We start from the raw sequence: 18,068 nt of genomic DNA on the forward strand, positions 1-18,068 counted from the left end.
CACACGCACCGGAGCCAGAGCGGTACTTGAGCGCCGTTCCCGCAGGGGAGCGCCGCCGGGCAAGGAGGGCCGCATGACCGTACGGCGAGTAATGGGCATCGAGACGGAGTACGGCATCTCCGTCCCGGGGCACCCGAACGCCAATGCCATGCTCACCTCGTCCCAGATCGTCAACGCCTACGCGGCGGCGATGCACAGGGCGCGGCGCGCTCGCTGGGACTTCGAGGAGGAGAATCCGCTGCGGGACGCCCGCGGCTTCGACCTCGCCCGCGAGGCCGCCGACTCCAGCCAGCTCACGGACGAGGACATCGGCCTCGCCAATGTCATCCTCACCAATGGTGCCCGGCTCTACGTCGACCACGCGCACCCGGAATACAGCTCTCCAGAGGTCACCAACCCGCGCGACGCCGTTCTGTGGGACAAGGCCGGCGAGCGGATCATGGCCGAGGCCGCCGAGCGCGCGGGCCAGCTCCCCGGTGCCCAGCCCATCCACCTGTACAAGAACAACACCGACAACAAGGGCGCGTCCTACGGCACGCACGAGAACTACCTGATGAAGCGGGAGACCGCCTTCTCGGACATCGTGCGCCATCTGACGCCGTTCTTCGTCTCCCGCCAGGTCGTCACCGGCGCGGGACGGGTCGGAATCGGCCAGGACGGCCATGAACACGGGTTCCAGATCAGCCAGCGGGCCGACTATTTCGAGGTCGAGGTCGGGCTTGAGACCACGCTGAAGCGGCCCATCATCAACACCCGCGACGAGCCCCACTCGGACGCCGAGAAGTACCGCAGGCTCCATGTGATCATCGGCGACGCGAACCTCTCGGAGATCTCGACCTACCTCAAGCTGGGCACCACCGCCCTGGTCCTGTCCATGATCGAGGACGGTTTCATCGCCGTCGACCTGGCCGTCGAGCAGCCGGTGCGCACCCTGCACCAGGTATCGCACGACCCGAGCCTCAAACGCCTGGTCACGCTCCGCAGCGGCCGGACACTCACCGCGGTCCAGCTCCAGATGGAATACTTCGAGCTCGCCCGCAAATACGTCGAGGAACGCTTCGGGGCGGACGCCGACGAACAGACCAAGGACGTCCTGGTCCGCTGGGAGGACACTCTCAACCGGCTCGAGAACGACCCGATGAGTCTCTCCGGTGAGCTGGACTGGATCGCCAAGAAGGAGCTCATGGAGGGCTACCGCAGGCGGGACGGCCTGAACTGGGACGCGGCCCGGCTGCACCTGGTGGACCTCCAGTACGCCGACGTACGCCCCGAGAAGGGCCTGTACAACCGGCTGGCGGCCCGGGGCAAGATGAAACGGCTCCTGGATGAGCGGGACGTCGTACGGGCCGGGACGAAGCCGCCTGAGGACACCAGGGCATATTTCCGCGGACGCTGCCTGGAGCAGTACGCGGACGATGTGGCCGCGGCCTCCTGGGACTCCGTGATTTTCGATCTGCCGGGGCGTGACTCGCTGCAGCGGGTGCCAACCCTGGAACCGCTACGCGGAACGCGTAATCACGTCAAGGAGCTCCTTGACCGGTGCCGGACCGCGGAAGACCTGGTCCGGGTCCTGTCCGGCGGCTGAAATGGCTCAGGTCCGGGAATCATCGAGGTAGTCCCCGGACGTTGAGGAAAGTGCGGGGCCGATGTCGGACCCTGCTTGTAGGGTCTGATCTTGACCGAACGAACTCACGTCAGGGCAAACTGAGCGGGGTGAGGGATATGGCGACCAAGGACACCGGCGGCGGACAGCAGAAGGCCACGCGTTCCACTGAGGAGGTCGAGGAGCAGGCACAGGAGGCGCAGGCTTCCGAGGACCTCAAGGAGCGCCAGGAAAAGCTGTCGGACGACGTCGACTCCGTACTCGACGAGATCGACGACGTCCTCGAGGAGAACGCCGAGGACTTCGTGCGTTCCTTCGTCCAAAAGGGCGGAGAGTAACCTCCCCCAAGTTCGTTGGGGGCACCTCCTGTTGTCCGTCCTCGGGCCGTCGGTGAAAGCCGGTGGTACCGGGGCGGATGACCGGCGACGGCGCGGGTAATGTCCGTGCACAGTTCTTCGAAACATCGGCCCGCGCCCGACATGGCGGGCCGCCGCCCATCCGGAAGGAATCGCGTGGAAGCCAACCCTCGTAGCACCGGGCGTCTGCCGGCAGCCTTCCTGACGCCCGGCTCTTCCTCGTTCATGGACTTCCTGGGCCAGCACTCCCCGGAGATGCTTCCCGGAAAGCGTGTCCTGCCTCCCGTGCAGGGCGTCATCGAGGCACCGCACGGCACGACCATCGTCGCGACGACGTTCCCCGGCGGTGTGGTGCTCGCCGGTGACCGCCGGGCGACCATGGGAAACATGATCGCTCAGCGCGACATCGAGAAGGTCTTCCCGGCCGACGAGTACTCGGCCGTGGGCATCGCCGGCACCGCCGGCCTGGCGGTGGAGATGGTCAAGCTCTTCCAGCTCGAGCTGGAGCACTTCGAAAAGGTCGAAGGCGCCCAACTCTCCCTGGAGGGCAAGGCGAACCGGCTCTCCACCATGATCCGCAGCAACCTGGGCATGGCCCTGCAGGGCCTTGCCGTCGTCCCGCTCTTCGCGGGATACGACGTCGACCGCGAGAAGGGCCGGATCTTCTCGTACGACGTCACCGGCGGCCGCTCCGAGGAGCACGGCTACGCGGCCACCGGCTCCGGCTCGATCTTCGCCCGCGGGGCGATGAAGAAGCTCTACCGTGACGATCTGACGGAGCAGCAGGCGACCACCCTGGTCATTCAGGCGCTGTACGACGCGGCCGACGACGACTCGGCGACCGGCGGCCCCGATGTGGCCCGGCGGATCTATCCGATCGTCACCGTCATCACCGACGAGGGCTTCCGCAGGCTCACCGAGGCGGAGTCCTCGGAGATCGCCCGCCAGATCCTGGAGCGCCGGCTCGAGCAGCCCGACGGCCCTCGCGCCGCGCTGCTCTGACCCCCTCTCTGGAACCGAAATGCCACTGACAGAAAGGGACGGATAGCCGGTGTCGACGCCGTTCTATGTCTCACCCCAGCAGGCCATGGCCGACCGGGCGGAATACGCCCGCAAGGGCATCGCCCGCGGTCGCAGCCTCGTTGTGCTGCAGTACGCCGACGGCATCGTCTTCGTCGGCGAGAACCCGTCCCGTGCGCTGCACAAGTTCAGCGAGATCTACGACCGGATCGGCTTCGCCGCCGCCGGTAAGTACAACGAGTACGAGAACCTCCGCATCGGCGGTGTGCGCTACGCCGATCTGCGCGGATACACCTATGACCGTGACGATGTGACGGCGCGTGGGCTCGCCAACGTCTACGCCCAGACGCTGGGCACCATTTTCTCCAGCGCTGCCGAGAAGCCGTACGAGGTGGAACTGGTCGTCGCCGAGGTCGGAGCGACTCCCGAGGGCGACCAGATCTACCGTCTGCCGCACGACGGCTCGATCGTGGACGAGCACGGCTCGGTCGCGGTAGGCGGCAGCGCCGAACAGATCAGCACCTTCCTCGACCAGCGCCACCGCGACGGGATGTCGCTGGCGGAGGCGCTGAAGCTGGCCGTCCAAGCCCTGTCCAACCAGAGCAACGGCAGCGAGCGGGAGATCCCCGCGGAGCGGCTGGAGGTCGCGGTCCTGGACCGTACGCGACCGCAGCAGCGGAAGTTCAAGCGCATCGTCGGACGGCAGCTCTCGCGGCTGCTGGAGGCGGACGGTGCCGCATCGACCCCGACGGATGCGCCGTCGGACACGGAGGAGACCGAGGACGACGGGAAGTAGTTGCTGCCCGAGCCCCGGCCGCTGACGCGCCTGCGCCCCGGACCGCCCGTGCGGACCGGGGCCAGCCGTATGCTCGGCCGCCCCTGCCCTCGGCGCCGCTGTTCCGGCCCGTCCTCCGCCCACCGGTCCTCCTGCCGCCGGTCCTCCGCCCCGCCGGCACGGGCCCGGCCACTTCGCCCCGCGCGCTGCCTCAGGGTCTGGCTCTCAGGGCAGCGTCCAGTGGTGCAGCCTCTCGCGGTCGCGGGTGAGCCAGCTTCCGTCGCCGAGCGGGGTCACATCACCGCCCACCGCCACCGGATACCGCAGCCTGCCGAGCGGGCGCAGCGTCGCCGTGTCGCACAGCCAGTGACGGACCGAGACGGGGCGGCCCGGCAGATAGATCCGTCCGGTGACCAGGACGTGCGCCGCGTCGATCAGATACGCGCCGGCGAACTCGTCGTTCTCGCGGTCGACCGCCAGCTCGCTGAGATCGAACAGCTCTGCCGGGTCGTCGGCGGCCACATCGTGCGAGGCGAGTTCGTCACGGTCGTCGTTGTGTGCGATTCCCTCGGCGCGCCGCAGGGTGAGGACCCGGCCGGCGCCGGGCAGGAAGTCGATCACCTCGCGCATCGTGGTGCCACCGCGGATGTGCAGGCCGTCGTGGCGGGGCTCGATCCACCAGGTCGACCAGCTGTACCAGGCCGTCCAGCAGGACAGGGCAAGCAGTGAGCCGTCCGGATGCCACCGCTGTGTCACGTCCGAGGAGACCGCCCCGATCGGGCGGCGGGCCAGGATCTCGCCCGACGCGGTGTCCAGCAGAAGGAGCGTGTCACGGGCATAGCGATGCCGCGGCGGGCCGTCGTGGATCAGTATGGGGGCGCGCTCGTCGGTGGCGAGTGTCGGCACGAGGACGCTGACGAGGCGGCCGTCGGGGCTCACCGCGGGTCTGCCGGGCGGGCGGGGGTCGCGGTGGCCCCCATGCCAGCGCGCGTGCGCGAGCTCCCAGCGTGTGTTGCCTTCCGGACCCAGGACGCGAACCCTCGTGCCCTCAGCCACGACGGCCCCGCCACCTGCCAGCGGGGCCGCCGTCGCGCAGGGCGGCAGGCGCAGACTCCGGGTGGGGGAGAGCGTGCCGGAGAGGAAGACCTCCGCGTCGTGGGTCTCCAGCGCCTCGTCCGTTCTGAGCGAGAGCCGTCCGCCGGGAAGGGGTGTCACGGAGCCCGCCGCCGGGGCCGTTCCGATCAGTGTCGCGTCGATCGGGGTCTCCGCCGTACTCATCATGATCGTGATCGTTCCACGGCGGGTGTCGTGGTCTCAAGGCCGCGGGGTGTGGTCCGTTCGGGTGGGTTCAGACGGCTGGGGCCGGGGCAGAGGAGCCCCGGACGACCAGCTCAACGGGGAGGTCGCCCTCCTCGGGCCGGCGGCCGTCGAGGACCGCGAGGAGCGCGGACATACCGCGCTCGCCCACGCGTTCGGCGGGCAGTCTCAGGGTGGTGAGTTCGGGCTCCACCGCGGTGGCGAGCGCGAGGTCGTCGAAACCGGTGACGGACACGTCCTCGGGCACGCTCAGGCCCAGCCTGCGGACCGCCTTGCAGGCCCCGGCGGCCATGATGTCGTCGTCGCAGACGATCGCCGTGGGACGTGGTCCGGGGAGCCCGAGCGCCCGTTCCACGGCCTCGCGCGCGCCGTCCACTTCGAGGGGCGCCGAGACGGTCCGTACGACCGCGTCGGGCACCGTGCGCAGGGCTTCCCGGAGCGCACGGGCCCGTACGTCGAAGGTCCACGAGGCCACGGCGGAGGCGAGGTGGACGAAACGGCGGTGCCCGAGGGCCAGCAGATGGTCCGTCATCTGCAGCATGCCGTCGGCGATGTCGAGATTCACATGGGCCACGGCCCCCGGATCCGCCGGATCGCTGTCGAGCATCACCAGGGGGAGATCCGTGCCGCGGATGGCGGCGAGCGCCTCCGCGGCCATCGAGGAGGCGATCACACCGTCGAGTGCCGCCCGCGCCGAGGCGAACGGGTCCCTGGCGGGGCCGACGCCCTCGGGGGAGGGGTAGAGGACCACGCCGAAGCCGTGCTCGGCGGCGAGGGACGCCGCGCCGGTGTACACGCGGGCGAAGAACTCATTGGTGAGGGCAGGCACGACGAGCAGAGCGGTACGGGTGCGACCGAGCCGCAGATTGCGCGCGGCGAGATTGGGCCGGTACCCGAGCTCCCGGGCCGCGTTCCGCACGAGCTCGGAGGTGCGCTCGGACACCCGGCCGCGCCACTTCTCGCCGAGGACGAGGGAGACGGTGGCCTGCGAGACCCCGGCGAGACGGGCCACATCCCGACTGGTCGGGCGGGCCGGTGCGGAACCCGGACCCGCATCTCCCGCCCCACGGGAGTCCCTGACCACCTCGCCGGTGCGCGGCTCTCCCGGCGTTCCCGCCTCGGAGCTCCTCCCCGCGTGCTCGGCGGGCAGCTTCCCCGCCGCCGCCCCGCCCGTCGCCCCGTCGTGGGTGCCCTGCCCCGCGCTGTCGGCCGCGGGCGGCGCCGCGTCCGTCGTGCCGCCGGAACGCGGACCTCCCCGCCCGCCGGGGCCGGAACGAGTGCCGGCGGCCCCGGCAGGGCCCGTCGCGCCCCTCGGAGGCTCCACGCGCGCGTGGCCGGGCACGGGCCCCTCGCCGTCCCGCGCGGACGAAGCGAGGCCGTCCCCCGGGGCCGTCGGAGCCCTCGGGTCGTCCTCGGGAAAGCCATGTGCCATCCGTGCCGTCCTCAACCCGATCGCCGCTCGTCGACTCGTACCGTCACGCCGCAGCCGTGGACCCGCGGACTGCCGACATGGTACGTATGTCCGAGGACGTTATACGTAAAACTCCGGGTTGCATCCCGAGAGAGGGGCTGATCATGGCGGCGGGAGCCACCGGCTACGCAGACATCCTCAAGGCGCCGCACGCCGCGCGGCTGCTCACGGGGACGCTCATAGGGCGGCTTCCCAACGCCACCGCCCCCGTGGCGATCGTCCTGTTCACCCGCGCCGAGGGCGGCAGCTACAGCCTCGCCGGAGGCCTCGCCGCCATGTACGGCATCGCCACCGCCGTGGGCCAGCCCCTCCTCGGCCGCGCCGTGGACCTGCGCGGACAGCCGCGCGTGCAGCTCCCCGCCGCCCTCGTCTCCGCGATCGGCATGGTGCTGCTCGCCGCCGTCGGAATCGGCAGCCTGCCCCTCGCGTACGCGGCCGTCGCCCTCGCGGGTGTCTTCACCCCGCCCCTCGAAGGCGGCCTGCGAGCTCTGTGGCCGAGCGTGCTGGGCCGTGAGGAGCGGGTGCACCGGGCCTACGCCATGGATGCCGTGGCCCAGGAGGTGATGTTCACGGTCGGTCCGCTGCTCGTCACCCTGCTCGTCTCGCTCTGGTCGGCCGGCGCAGCGCTCCTCGTCATCAACGCCCTCGGCGTCCTCGGGGCGCTCTCCGTCGTGGTGTCCCCGCCGTCCAGGGACTGGCGCTCCGCCCCGCGCGAGGCCCACTGGCTCGGTGCCCTGCGCTCTCCCGGACTCCTCGCGCTCCTCGGCGCCTTCTTCTTCGTCGGGCTTGCCCTCGGCTCGATCACGGTCGCCGGGGTCGCCTATGCCGACGACCACGGCAGCGAGTCGGTCTACGGCTGGCTGATGGCGGCCCTCGGCCTGGGCGCACTCCTCGGAGGCGTGGCGTACGGCGCCCGGCAGTGGGCCGGAGCCCCCGAGCGCCGGCTGCGCGCGATCGTCGCCCTGCTCGCCCTCGGCTATCTGCCGCTCGCGCTCACCCCTGGCGTGCCCGCCATGACCGCGCTCGCCGCCGTGTCCGGCATATTTCTCGCACCCGCGATCGCCTGCGCCTTCATCGTCGTCGACCGGCACGCCCCGAGCGGCACGGTCACCGAGGCGTTCTCCTGGCTTGTCACCACCTTCGGCGTCGGCGCGGCGGTCGGGACGGCCGTCGCGGGACCTGCGGTCGAGCTCGGCGGAACCGCCTGGAGTTTCGCCGTCGCGGGGGCCGGAGGCATCGCCGCGTGGCTGGTTCTGATGGTCACTCAGCGGGTCCTCGCAGTTCCCGGCCGCACCAAGGCCGTGACGGGCCCGTTCGCGGGCTCATCGGAAAATGATCGAAACGGTGCTGCCGAACCCGGTTTCAGCTCCGGCCGTGAGGCGTAATGTTCAGACATGGACCGCCGCATTTTCGGGCTGGAGAACGAGTACGGCGTCACGTGCACGTTCAGGGGACAGCGCCGACTGTCACCTGACGAAGTGGCGCGCTACCTCTTCCGCCGTGTTGTCTCATGGGGCCGCAGCAGCAATGTCTTCCTGCGGAACGGCGCCCGCCTCTACCTCGACGTGGGTTCGCATCCGGAATACGCAACGCCCGAATGCGACAACGTGACCGAATTGGTCACCCACGACAAGGCCGGCGAGCGCATTCTCGAAGGCCTGCTCGTCGACGCCGAACGCCGCCTGCACGAGGAGGGAATCGCGGGCGACGTCTATCTCTTCAAGAACAACACCGACTCGGCGGGAAACTCCTACGGTTGCCACGAGAACTATCTCGTCGCACGCCATGGAGAGTTCTCCCGGCTGGCGGACATCCTCATCCCGTTCCTGGTCACCCGTCAGCTGCTCTGCGGCGCGGGCAAGGTGCTCCAGACCCCGCGCGGCGCGGTCTACTGCGTCAGCCAGCGCGCGGAGCACATCTGGGAGGGCGTCAGCTCCGCCACCACCCGCTCCCGCCCGATCATCAACACCCGCGACGAGCCGCACGCCGACGCCGAGCGCTACCGCCGGCTGCATGTCATCGTCGGCGACTCGAACATGTCCGAGACGACCATGCTCCTCAAGGTCGGCGCGACCGACCTCGTCCTGCGCATGATCGAGGCGGGCACCGTGATGCGTGACCTGACCCTGGAGAACCCGATCCGGGCGATCCGCGAGGTCAGCCACGACATCACCGGCCAGCGCAAGGTGCGCCTCGCCAGCGGGCGCGAGGCCTCCGCCCTCGAAGTCCAGCGCGAGTACTACGAGAAGGCCGTGGACTTCGTGGACCGCCGCGGGATCCGCACCGGCACGGTCGAGCAGGTTCTCGAGCTCTGGGGCCGCACACTCGACGCGATCGAGGCGGAAGACCTCGACCGCATCGGCACCGAGATCGACTGGGTCATGAAGTACAAGCTCATCGAGCGGTACCGCGCCAGGCACAACATGACCATGTCGCATCCGCGTGTCGCCCAGATAGACCTCGCGTACCACGACATCCACCGCCGGCGAGGGCTCTACTACCTCCTGGAGCGCAAGGGTCAGGCCGCCCGCATCTGCAACGACCTGAAGATCTTCGAGGGCAAGTCCGTGCCCCCGCAGACCACCAGGGCACGGCTGCGCGGCGACTTCATCCGCCGGGCCCAGGAGCAGCGCAGGGACTTCACCGTCGACTGGGTGCACCTCAAGCTCAACGATCAGGCACAGCGCACCGTGTTGTGCAAAGACCCCTTCCGGTCCGTCGACGACCGGGTGGAAAAACTGATCGCCGGCATGTAGCCGCAGCCTGCGACGAGCCGGCGCAACGCGACTCGGGCCCCGTGCGTTCCTCGTACGGGGCCCTCGGCACGCCCTAGAGTGTCGGGGAACTACTGTGCCGTCTGAGATCTGAGGAACACGTGCGCCGACTAGCCGGCCTTCTCGTCATCCCCTTGCTGCTGCTGTCGGCAGTGGCGTGCGGCAGCGACGACAAGAGCTCCGACTCCAGTTCGAACAACGGTCTGCCCGCGATCACCGCCGGTGCCAAGTTCGGTGAGAAGCCGACCCTGGCGAAGGGCGAGGGTGATCCGCCCAAGAAGCTGAAGATCGAGGTGATCAGCGAGGGCAAGGGCGCTGAGCTGAAGAAGGGCGACCAGGCCCAGATCAACTACCTCGGCCAGATGTGGGACTCCACCAAGCCCTTCGACAACAGCTTCGACCGCGGCCAGCCCTTCTCGGTGACGATCGGCGGCGGCGGTGTCATCGAGGGCTGGCAGAAGGCCCTCGACGGCCAGAAGGTCGGCAGCCGCCTCCTCGTGTCGATCCCGCCGGACCTCGGCTACGGCGCACAGGGCCAGGGCGAGATCAAGCCCAACGCCACGCTGGTGTTCGTCATGGACATCGTGAAGGCCATTGTCGTGCCGGTCTCCGCCAAGGGCACCGATGTCGCCCAGGACAACATCGACCTGCCGAAGGTGGGCACCAACACCGACGGCAAGGCCCCCTCGGTCACCTTCCCCAAGCAGGCCGACCCGCCGACGAAGCTCGTCTCCAACTACGTGATCGAGGGCACGGGCCCGGTGCTGACGGCGAAGGACACCGTCATCGTCAAGTACGAGGCCTTCCTCTGGGCGGGGGGCAAGAAGTTCGACAGCACCTACGACGTGGGCAAGACCCAGACCTTCCCGCTGGCGCAGGTGACCCTCAAGGGTCTCAAGGACGGCATCGTCGGCAAGAAGGTCGGCAGCCGGATTCTGGTGGTCATCCCGCCGGACCAGGGCTTCGGCGCCAAGGAGGCTCAGGGCATTCCGAAGAACTCCACGCTGGTCTTCGCCATCGACCTCCTGACGAAGGTGTAAGACTGTCCGGGTTGCCCCGTTCATCATTTAGAGGAGCAGTTCAGTGAGCATCGAGAAGCCCGAGATCGACTTCCCGGGTGGCGAGCCGCCGGCCGACCTGGAGATCAAGGACATCTGGGAGGGCGACGGCCCGGTGGCCAAGGCGGGCGACACCGTCTCCGTCCACTACGTGGGCGTGGCCTTCTCCACCGGCGAGGAGTTCGACGCTTCCTGGAACCGCGGCACCCCGCTGCGTTTCAAGCTCGGTGTCGGCCAGGTCATCTCCGGCTGGGACCAGGGTGTGCAGGGCATGAAGGTCGGCGGTCGCCGCCAGCTGACCATCCCCGCGCGCCTCGCGTACGGCGACCGTGGCGCGGGCAGCGCCATCGCCCCCGGCGAGACGCTGATCTTCGTCTGCGACCTGGTATCCGTCTGATCGCATACGGACAGGAAGAGGGCCCGTGCCGGTCAGGCATGGGCCCTCGGCTTTGCCCCGACACCCCGGGGCGGTACGGTCATCGGGGCGGAAGTGACTCGATCAGAAGAGGTGCAGGGCGTCGATGGCCATTGCCAAGGCCGAGCGGCTGATGAATCTGGCGCTGTGCCTCCTCGGGACCCGACGCCCGCTCAGCAAGCGCGAACTGCGCGGCTCCATCGAGGCCTATCTCGAAGCCGGTTCCGACGACTCCTTCAACCGGATGTTCGAGCGCGACAAGGATGATCTGCGCGAACTCGGCCTGGTCATCGCGACGGTGGAGAATCTCGAAGGCGAGACCGGCTACCTCGCCCGCCGTGACTCCAACCGGCTCCCCGCCATTACCCTCGACGCCGAAGAGGCCGCGGCCCTCGGACTTGCCGCGAAGGTATGGCAGCAGGCCCGGCTCGCCGGAGCCGCCAGCGGAGCCCTGCAGAAGCTGCGCGCGGCCGGTATGCCCGAGGCCGAAAACTCCTACGAAGCCCAGCACAGCGCACTCGAACCCCGAATCCCCGTGCACGAAGCGGCCTTCGAACCGCTGATGCTGGCCTGCCGCGACCGCCGCCCCGTCGTGTTCGACTACCGCAAGGCCAACGCGGCCCGCCCCGAGCAGCGCCAGGTCGAACCCTGGACCCTCGAATGCTGGCGCGGCCACTGGTATCTGGCGGGCTGGGACCGGGACCGGGGCGCCGAACGGGTCTTCAGGCTCTCCCGTATCACCGGCCGGGTCCGCTCACGCGCCGGCTCCTTCACCGCGCCCGTTCCCGATGTCGTCACCGTCCGGGAGACCGTCGAGACCTGGGCCGGTGAGACCGCGACCCGCTCCGCCCGGATCCGGCTGCGCACCGGGTGCGGCTACCCGCTGAGGTCGAGAGCACAGTCGATTCGGGAACTGGGGGAGGGCTGGGACGAGTTGGAGATTCCGTACGGACACGGGCTGGATGCCTGGCTCGTGGAGTTCGGCCCGGACGTCGTCGTACTGGAACCCGCTGACCTGCGGGCCGATGTGGTGGACCGGCTGCGTGCCGTGGCCAAGGGCTGAGGGGGAGTCGCACGACCATGGCCGCCAACGCCATTGACCAGACCAGACGGATGCTCTCGCTGGTGACCTATCTGCGCGAGCGCCCCGGTGCGCGCGTCGGCGACGTCGCCCGTGCCTTCGGGATCACCGAGGACGAACTGATCGCCGATCTCGACGTACTGCCGATGTGCGGAACCAGCTTCCGCGGCGGCGATCTGCTCGACATCGACACCGACGGCGACCGCATCTGGTGGCACAACCCGGACGATGTCGCCGAGCCGCTGCGGCTCGCCGCCGACGAAGCGACCGCGCTGCTGGTCGCCGCCCGTGCCGTGGCCACGCTCCCGGGGCTGCGGGAGGGCGACCGCGAGGCGCTGCTGCGGGCCACCGCCAAGCTGGAGACCGCCGCCGGCGAGGCCGCCGGGGCCAGCTCCCGGCTTTCGGTGACCTTCGAGTCCGAGGGCGGCGTCTTCGCCGATGTCGACCGGGCGATCTCGGAGCGGCGCAGGCTGTGGCTGAAGTACTACTCGCCGGCACGTGACGAGCTCACCGAGCGGGAGGTCGACCCGATCCGGCTGTTCGCCGTGGGGCACACCTACATGGAGGCGTGGTGCCGTCTCTCCGAGGCGCGCCGGACCTTCCGGCTCGACCGGGTCGCGGAGATCAGACTGCTGGACGCCCCCTCGGCACCGCCGGAGATCGAGCTGCGTGATCTGTCGGAGGGGCTGGTGCAGCCGTCCGCCGACGATCCTGAGGTCGTGGTCGAGGTGGGCCCCGGCGGGCGCTGGGTGGCGGAGTACTACCCCCACGACAGTGCTGAGGAGCTGCCTGACGGGGGGCTCCGCATCACGCTGCGTACACCCGAACCCGCCTCACTGCGACGGCTCGCTCTGCGCCTGGGACAGGACGGGCGGATCGTCTCGCCCCAGGACCTGGCGGACAGTGCCCGGCTGGCGGCGCGTGAGGCGCTCTCGGCGTATGACGGTCAAGAATAAGGAGATTCGCACCGCATGTCTCTGATGTCTTCCCTTCCGGCCCAGATCGGCCCGGTCCTCTTCAAGGCCGCGTGCCCCGAGTGCCGGGCCCGCTTCGAGCTCGCGGCGGGATCGCTGCGGCTGGCGATCGGCGGCAGCAGGCGCACCACCTTCTACTCCTTCACCTGCCCCGAGTGCGACTCGGCCGTCCGCAAGCCGGCCGGTGAGCGGATCATCGAGCTTCTCACCGGCGGTGGAGTGCGGACGCTGCGCCTGCACTCCACCGTCTAGAAACGGTCTAGGCTCAGCGCATGTTCTGGCCCATGCTCGCCATCGCCCTCGGCTTTGTCGGGATCGCCGTCCTCGGCATCCTCGCAGTCCGTGTCTTCATCGAGGCCCAGCGGCTGGGCCGCGAGGTGGCCCGCACGACGGAACGCATCAATCGCGCGGCGGAGGATCTGGAGACGGCGGCGACGGGTCTGGTGCGGACGGGCGAGGCGCTGCGTTAGGGGCCTCTCGTTTGGATCTTGCCGGGCTGATCCAAACGGAAAGTCCCTGCGGGGACAGCCCTGAGGGCCCCGGCCGGTACGGGCGGGCGCTGAATACGGCTCCCCGCCGGCGGTACGCTGCTGGTCGTAGCGGCCCAGGTAGAGCGAGCCTGGGCTGCAATCATGCGTATGCACGGGCATTGCCCTGTGTTTACTCCTGCGGGTTACGATCGCAAGTAGCGCGGAGGTCGGACATTTGTCCGGCAGTCGGGCATAGACACCCTGTCGCCTCGGTGAAGAAGGTAAAAAGCTATGGGTAGGCTCGGCCCCACCGAGATCATTCTCATCCTTGTCGTCATCATTCTGCTGTTCGGTGCCAAGAAGCTTCCGGACATGGCCCGTTCACTCGGCAAGTCGGCCCGAATCCTCAAGAGTGAGGCCAAGGCCATGAAGTCGGACGACGCGCAGAGCGCCCCGGCCGACCCGCCGCAGCCGGGTGCCACCCAGGACCAGCCCGCGCCGCGCACGATCCAGGCCGCCCCCGGCGATGTGACCAGCTCACGTCCCGTGAACGAGCCGACCGACACCACCAAGCGCTGACCCTGGGCCGCGCAGGCACCGAGATCAACGGTGACGGCGTGCCGCATGAGATGAGGACGTGGGTTGCTCAAGTCTGCCCGCAAGCAGGAGAAGGACCCCGAGGGGCGTATGCCTCTCGTGGAGCACCTGCGAGAGCTTCGCAACCGGCTCGCGAAGGGGCTGCTCGCCGTCACGGCGGTCACGATCGTGGCGCTCGTCTACAGCGAGCAGCTGATGCAGTTCCTGACGAAGTCGGTGCCCAAATGCCCGCCGGGAGTGACCAGCGACGGCGGTAATTGCGCGATCGTCTCCTTCAATACGCTGATCGCGCCCTTCAGCACGACGATCCAGCTGAGCTTGACGACCGGTCTCGTAGTCGCGAGTCCGGTCTGGCTCTACCAGCTCTGGGCCTTCGTGGCACCGGGGCTGCACAAGAACGAGAAGCGGTACACCTACGCGTTCGTCGCCGCAGCCGTTCCGCTGTTCACGGCCGGTGCCTACCTCGCGTACCTCATCCTTCCCGTCAGCGTGAAGGTCCTGATCAGCCTGACGCCGAACGGCTCGGCGAACATCCTCTCGCTCGGTGACGTCCTCGACTTCACCCTGCGGATGGTGCTCGTCTTCGGACTCGCCTTCGAGCTGCCACTGGTGCTGGTGATGCTGAACCTCACCGGCGTGCTGAGCGGCCGGCGCATGGCCCGCTGGTGGCGCGGAGTCATCATGGGTGTCTTCGTCTTCGGCGCCGTGATCACCCCGACGACGGACCCCATCGGCATGCTCGCGCTGGCCGGACCGATCAGCATCCTCTACTTCATGGCTGTCGGCTTCTCGCTCCTGAACGACAAGCGCAGGCGGCGCAACAACCCGGACGCCGAGCTGGACGACGACGAGGCGTCCGACGTCGATCTGACGCCCGAGTCCGTGAGCGACGTCGAGCCCGTCCTCGCCTCGCGGAGCGTCCCGGAGCAGGCGGACGGCAGCCGGTCCGAGCGGCTCAACGGCTACGACGACGTCACATGACGCGACTGGCCCGCCACGACTGACGAAGGCCCACCAGCAAGCTGGTGGGCCTTCGTCAGTCGTGGCGGGCCAGTCGCTCCGCTCGGGTTCGTCGCGTCTCGGGCCACCCGAGGTGACCACACACCGTGTCCGGCCGATCACGCTCCAGGATCATGGGGTTGCGGCTGCGCCGACCGCGAGCCGCTCGGCCCGCTGCCGCTGACCGCCGTGTGTGTGCCCGGCGCGCTGCGGGTGCTCGTTCCTGTGCCTGCCCCGGTCGAATAAAGATCGCGCTGACTGTCAGAGGTGGCGGGTAGGCTCGTGAGCAAGATGACCGAGGACCTCTCTCCCGCTGAGCGCTACGCCGCTGCCCGTGTCCGCGCCGCTGAGGAGGCCACTGCGCTGGCCCCCTTCCGCGCGCTGTACGACTTCGACCTGGACCCGTTCCAGATCGAGGCCTGTCAGGCCCTGGAGGCGGGCAAGGGCGTGCTCGTCGCCGCGCCCACCGGTTCCGGCAAGACGATCGTCGGTGAATTCGCCGTCCATCTCGCCCTCGAACAGGGCCGCAAGTGCTTCTACACCACGCCCATCAAGGCCCTGTCCAACCAGAAGTACACGGACCTGGTCAGGCGTTACGGCGCGGACAAAGTTGGCCTGCTCACCGGCGACAACAGCGTCAACTCCGAAGCGCCCGTGGTCGTGATGACCACCGAGGTGCTGCGGAACATGCTCTACGCGGGCTCGCAGTCGCTGCTGGGCCTCGGCCATGTGGTGATGGACGAGGTGCACTACCTCTCCGACCGCTTCCGGGGCGCCGTCTGGGAGGAAGTGATCATTCACCTCCCGGAGTCGGTGACGCTCGTGTCCCTTTCGGCGACCGTCTCCAACGCCGAGGAGTTCGGTGACTGGCTGGACACCGTCCGCGGCGACACCGAGGTCATCGTCTCCGAGAGCCGTCCCGTTCCCCTGTGGCAGCACGTCATGGCAGGCCGCCGGATGTACGACCTCTTCGAGGAGGAGACCGACCACGGCGGTCGCGGCGCCGGCCGGCGTGAGGTCAACCCCGATCTCGTGCGCATGGCCCGCATGGAGAACCAGCGCACGTACAACCCCCGGGACCGCCGGCGCGGAAAGATGGTGCGCGAGGCGGACCGTGAGCGGGAGCGCAGACAGCGCAGCCGGATCTGGACGCCGGGACGGCCCGAGGTCATCGAGCGGCTCGACGCCGAAGGACTGCTGCCCGCCATCACGTTCATCTTCAGCCGTGCGGGCTGCGAGGCCGCCGTCCAGCAGTGCCTCTATGCGGGACTGAGACTGAACGGCGAGGAGTCGCGCACCAAGGTGCGCGAAATCGTCGAGGAGCGGACCGCCTCCATTCCGGCCGAGGACCTTCATGTCCTGGGCTACTACGAGTGGTTGGAGGGCCTGGAACGGGGTATCGCCGCGCACCACGCGGGCATGCTGCCGACCTTCAAGGAAGTGGTCGAGGAGCTCTTCGTCCGCGGTCTCGTGAAGGCCGTGTTCGCCACCGAGACCCTGGCGCTGGGCATCAACATGCCGGCGCGCTCCGTGGTGTTGGAGAAACTCGTCAAGTGGAACGGCGAACAGCACGCCGACATCACCCCCGGTGAGTACACCCAGCTCACCGGCCGGGCCGGACGGCGCGGCATCGACGTCGAGGGCCATGCGGTGGTGCTGTGGCAGCGGGCCATGGACCCCGGCGCGCTCGCGGGCCTCGCCGGCACACGCACGTACCCCCTGCGCTCCAGCTTCAGGCCCTCGTACAACATGGCCGTCAATCTTGTGCACCAGTTCGGACGGCACCGCTCACGCGAACTGCTGGAGACGAGCTTCGCCCAGTTCCAGGCGGACAAGTCGGTCGTCGGCATCTCCCGTCAGGTGCAGAGGAACGAAGAGGGGCTGGAGGGCTACCGCGAGGGCATGACCTGCCACCTCGGGGACTTCGAGGAGTACGCGCGGCTGCGCCGCGAGCTCAAGGACCGCGAGACGGAACTGGCCAAGCAGGGCGTGGCGCAGCGGCGTGCGGCAGCCGCCTCCTCGCTGGAGAAGCTGAAGCCGGGCGATGTCATCCATGTCCCGACGGGCAAGTTCGCGGGACTCGCGCTCGTCCTCGACCCGGGCATCCCGGCCGGACGGAGCAACGGCCACCGCGGACTTGAACACCACGACGGCCCCCGGCCGCTGGTGCTGACCGCCGAGCGGCAGGTGAAGCGTCTGGCGTCGATGGACTTCCCGGTGCCGGTCGAGGCCCTGGAGCGGATGAGGATCCCCAAGTCCTTCAATCCGCGCTCTCCCCAGTCGCGGCGTGATCTGGCCTCCGCGCTGCGGACGAAGGCCGGCCACATCGTGCCCGAGCGGCACCGCAGGGAGCGGGCCGCCGCGGCCGACGACCGTGAGATCGCGCGGCTGCGCACGGAGCTGCGCGCGCATCCCTGCCACGGCTGCGACGAGCGCGAGGATCATGCGCGCTGGGCCGAGCGCTATCACCGGCTGCAGCGGGACACCCACCAGCTGGAGCGGCGCATCGAGGGCCGGACGAACACCATCGCCCGCACCTTCGACCGGATCGTCGCGCTGCTGACCGAGCTGGACTATCTGCGCGGGGACGAGGTCACCGAGCACGGCAAGCGGCTCGCCCGGCTCTACGGCGAGCTGGACCTGCTGGCCAGCGAATGCCTGCGCGCCGGAGTGTGGGAGGGGCTCAGCCCGGCCGAACTGGCCGCGTGTGTCTCGGCATTGGTGTTCGAGTCGCGGCAGTCGGACGATGCCGTCGCCCCCAAGGTCCCGGCGGGCCAGGCCAAGGAGGCGCTCGGCGAGATGATCCACATCTGGGGCCGTCTGGACGCCCTGGAGGAAGAGTTCACGATCAACCAGGCGGAGGGTGTCGGACAGCGCGAACCTGATCTCGGCTTCGCCTGGGCCGCCTACCAATGGGCCTCCGACCGGAGTCTGGACGAGGTGCTGCGCGAGGCGGGGATGCCCGCCGGTGACTTCGTACGGTGGTCCAAGCAGGTCATCGACGTCCTCGGGCAGATCGCGGCGGCGGCTCCGCGCGAGGGCAGCACAGTCGCGAAGAACGCCCGCAAGGCGGTCGACGCGCTGTTGCGCGGAGTGGTGGCCTACAGCTCGGTCGGCTGAGGCCGACGGGACGGCACGGCAAGGGACGTGCGAGGGCC

At 69.3% G+C, this 18,068-nt stretch carries 17 protein-coding genes; 15 read left to right on the top strand and 2 right to left on the bottom strand.

Annotated features, from left to right (window positions below):
• The first annotated feature begins 73 nt into the window (after positions 1 to 73).
• From dop to prcA, 4 genes are all read left to right on the top strand, one after another.
• Positions 74 to 1,585, top strand: a complete 1,512-nt coding sequence (dop, locus tag OG293_RS29555; protein ID WP_406001830.1) for a depupylase/deamidase Dop — start codon at positions 74 to 76, stop codon at positions 1,583 to 1,585.
• Between the two features lie 137 nt (positions 1,586 to 1,722).
• Positions 1,723 to 1,941 carry a ubiquitin-like protein Pup gene (locus OG293_RS29560; protein ID WP_108147781.1) on the top strand — a complete coding sequence of 73 codons (219 nt, stop codon included), beginning with the start codon at positions 1,723 to 1,725 and terminating at the stop codon, positions 1,939 to 1,941.
• A 174-nt stretch (positions 1,942 to 2,115) separates the two neighbouring features.
• Entirely contained in the window at positions 2,116 to 2,961 is an 846-nt protein-coding gene (prcB, locus tag OG293_RS29565; protein WP_406001831.1) for a proteasome subunit beta, read from the top strand.
• A gap of 49 nt (positions 2,962 to 3,010) precedes the next feature.
• Positions 3,011 to 3,775, top strand: coding sequence for a proteasome subunit alpha (gene prcA, locus OG293_RS29570; RefSeq protein ID WP_406001832.1), 765 nt, complete (start codon positions 3,011 to 3,013; stop codon positions 3,773 to 3,775).
• A 204-nt stretch (positions 3,776 to 3,979) separates the two neighbouring features.
• Here prcA and OG293_RS29575 read toward each other — a convergent pair whose 3' ends face one another.
• Both OG293_RS29575 and OG293_RS29580 read right to left on the bottom strand, forming a co-directional pair.
• Positions 3,980 to 5,035: a hypothetical protein gene (locus tag OG293_RS29575; protein ID WP_406001833.1), complete on the bottom strand. Its 1,056-nt coding sequence runs from the start codon at positions 5,033 to 5,035 to the stop codon at positions 3,980 to 3,982.
• Between the two features lie 67 nt (positions 5,036 to 5,102).
• Positions 5,103 to 6,155 carry a LacI family DNA-binding transcriptional regulator gene (locus OG293_RS29580; RefSeq protein WP_406003749.1) on the bottom strand — a complete coding sequence of 351 codons (1,053 nt, stop codon included), beginning with the start codon at positions 6,153 to 6,155 and terminating at the stop codon, positions 5,103 to 5,105.
• 491 nt (positions 6,156 to 6,646) lie between these two features.
• Here OG293_RS29580 and OG293_RS29585 point away from each other — a divergent pair, with 491 nt between their 5' ends.
• From OG293_RS29585 to OG293_RS29635, 11 genes are all read left to right on the top strand, one after another.
• Positions 6,647 to 7,927 (top strand): MFS transporter, encoded by a 1,281-nt coding sequence (locus OG293_RS29585; protein ID WP_406001834.1) that lies wholly within the window; start codon positions 6,647 to 6,649, stop codon positions 7,925 to 7,927.
• Between the two features lie 9 nt (positions 7,928 to 7,936).
• A complete protein-coding gene (gene pafA, locus OG293_RS29590; RefSeq protein WP_406001835.1) occupies positions 7,937 to 9,298 on the top strand; it encodes a Pup--protein ligase in 1,362 nt (453 codons plus the stop codon).
• A 119-nt stretch (positions 9,299 to 9,417) separates the two neighbouring features.
• Positions 9,418 to 10,356, top strand: a complete 939-nt coding sequence (locus OG293_RS29595) for an FKBP-type peptidyl-prolyl cis-trans isomerase (protein WP_406001836.1) — start codon at positions 9,418 to 9,420, stop codon at positions 10,354 to 10,356.
• A 43-nt stretch (positions 10,357 to 10,399) separates the two neighbouring features.
• A complete protein-coding gene (locus tag OG293_RS29600) occupies positions 10,400 to 10,771 on the top strand; it encodes an FKBP-type peptidyl-prolyl cis-trans isomerase (RefSeq protein WP_406001837.1) in 372 nt (123 codons plus the stop codon).
• 124 nt (positions 10,772 to 10,895) lie between these two features.
• Positions 10,896 to 11,852, top strand: a complete 957-nt coding sequence (locus tag OG293_RS29605) for a helix-turn-helix transcriptional regulator (protein ID WP_406001838.1) — start codon at positions 10,896 to 10,898, stop codon at positions 11,850 to 11,852.
• Positions 11,853 to 11,869: 17 nt separating this feature from the next.
• On the top strand, positions 11,870 to 12,826 hold the full coding sequence (locus OG293_RS29610; protein WP_406001839.1) for a helix-turn-helix transcriptional regulator: 957 nt from the start codon (positions 11,870 to 11,872) through the stop codon (positions 12,824 to 12,826).
• Between the two features lie 15 nt (positions 12,827 to 12,841).
• Positions 12,842 to 13,096 (top strand): hypothetical protein, encoded by a 255-nt coding sequence (locus OG293_RS29615; protein ID WP_406001840.1) that lies wholly within the window; start codon positions 12,842 to 12,844, stop codon positions 13,094 to 13,096.
• 20 nt (positions 13,097 to 13,116) lie between these two features.
• Positions 13,117 to 13,314 (top strand): hypothetical protein, encoded by a 198-nt coding sequence (locus OG293_RS29620; protein ID WP_406001841.1) that lies wholly within the window; start codon positions 13,117 to 13,119, stop codon positions 13,312 to 13,314.
• A 291-nt stretch (positions 13,315 to 13,605) separates the two neighbouring features.
• Positions 13,606 to 13,893 (top strand): Sec-independent protein translocase subunit TatA, encoded by a 288-nt coding sequence (gene tatA / locus OG293_RS29625; RefSeq protein WP_406001842.1) that lies wholly within the window; start codon positions 13,606 to 13,608, stop codon positions 13,891 to 13,893.
• A 108-nt stretch (positions 13,894 to 14,001) separates the two neighbouring features.
• Positions 14,002 to 14,892 (top strand): twin-arginine translocase subunit TatC, encoded by an 891-nt coding sequence (gene tatC, locus OG293_RS29630; protein ID WP_406003750.1) that lies wholly within the window; start codon positions 14,002 to 14,004, stop codon positions 14,890 to 14,892.
• A 309-nt stretch (positions 14,893 to 15,201) separates the two neighbouring features.
• A complete protein-coding gene (locus tag OG293_RS29635; protein WP_406003751.1) occupies positions 15,202 to 18,030 on the top strand; it encodes a DEAD/DEAH box helicase in 2,829 nt (942 codons plus the stop codon).
• Positions 18,031 to 18,068 lie beyond the last annotated feature (38 nt).

Origin of the sequence: Streptomyces sp. NBC_00829 (assembly GCF_045161795.1) — a bacterium.
Taxonomy (GTDB): domain Bacteria; phylum Actinomycetota; class Actinomycetes; order Streptomycetales; family Streptomycetaceae; genus Streptomyces.

Excerpts from the sequence above, each read along its gene's own strand:
- pafA (WP_406001835.1), top strand. The coding sequence starts at position 7,937 with ATGGACCGCCGCATTTTCGGGCTGGAGAACGAGTACGGCGTCACGTGC.
- OG293_RS29560 (WP_108147781.1), top strand. The coding sequence starts at position 1,723 with ATGGCGACCAAGGACACCGGCGGCGGACAGCAGAAGGCCACGCGTTCC.
- OG293_RS29620 (WP_406001841.1), top strand. The coding sequence starts at position 13,117 with ATGTTCTGGCCCATGCTCGCCATCGCCCTCGGCTTTGTCGGGATCGCC.
- tatC (WP_406003750.1), top strand. The coding sequence starts at position 14,002 with ATGCCTCTCGTGGAGCACCTGCGAGAGCTTCGCAACCGGCTCGCGAAG.
- OG293_RS29605 (WP_406001838.1), top strand. The coding sequence starts at position 10,896 with ATGGCCATTGCCAAGGCCGAGCGGCTGATGAATCTGGCGCTGTGCCTC.
- OG293_RS29635 (WP_406003751.1), top strand. The coding sequence starts at position 15,202 with ATGACCGAGGACCTCTCTCCCGCTGAGCGCTACGCCGCTGCCCGTGTC.
- OG293_RS29610 (WP_406001839.1), top strand. The coding sequence starts at position 11,870 with ATGGCCGCCAACGCCATTGACCAGACCAGACGGATGCTCTCGCTGGTG.
- OG293_RS29575 (WP_406001833.1), bottom strand. The coding sequence starts at position 5,035 with ATGATGAGTACGGCGGAGACCCCGATCGACGCGACACTGATCGGAACG.
- OG293_RS29615 (WP_406001840.1), top strand. The coding sequence starts at position 12,842 with ATGTCTCTGATGTCTTCCCTTCCGGCCCAGATCGGCCCGGTCCTCTTC.
- OG293_RS29585 (WP_406001834.1), top strand. The coding sequence starts at position 6,647 with ATGGCGGCGGGAGCCACCGGCTACGCAGACATCCTCAAGGCGCCGCAC.
- tatA (WP_406001842.1), top strand. The coding sequence starts at position 13,606 with ATGGGTAGGCTCGGCCCCACCGAGATCATTCTCATCCTTGTCGTCATC.
- dop (WP_406001830.1), top strand. The coding sequence starts at position 74 with ATGACCGTACGGCGAGTAATGGGCATCGAGACGGAGTACGGCATCTCC.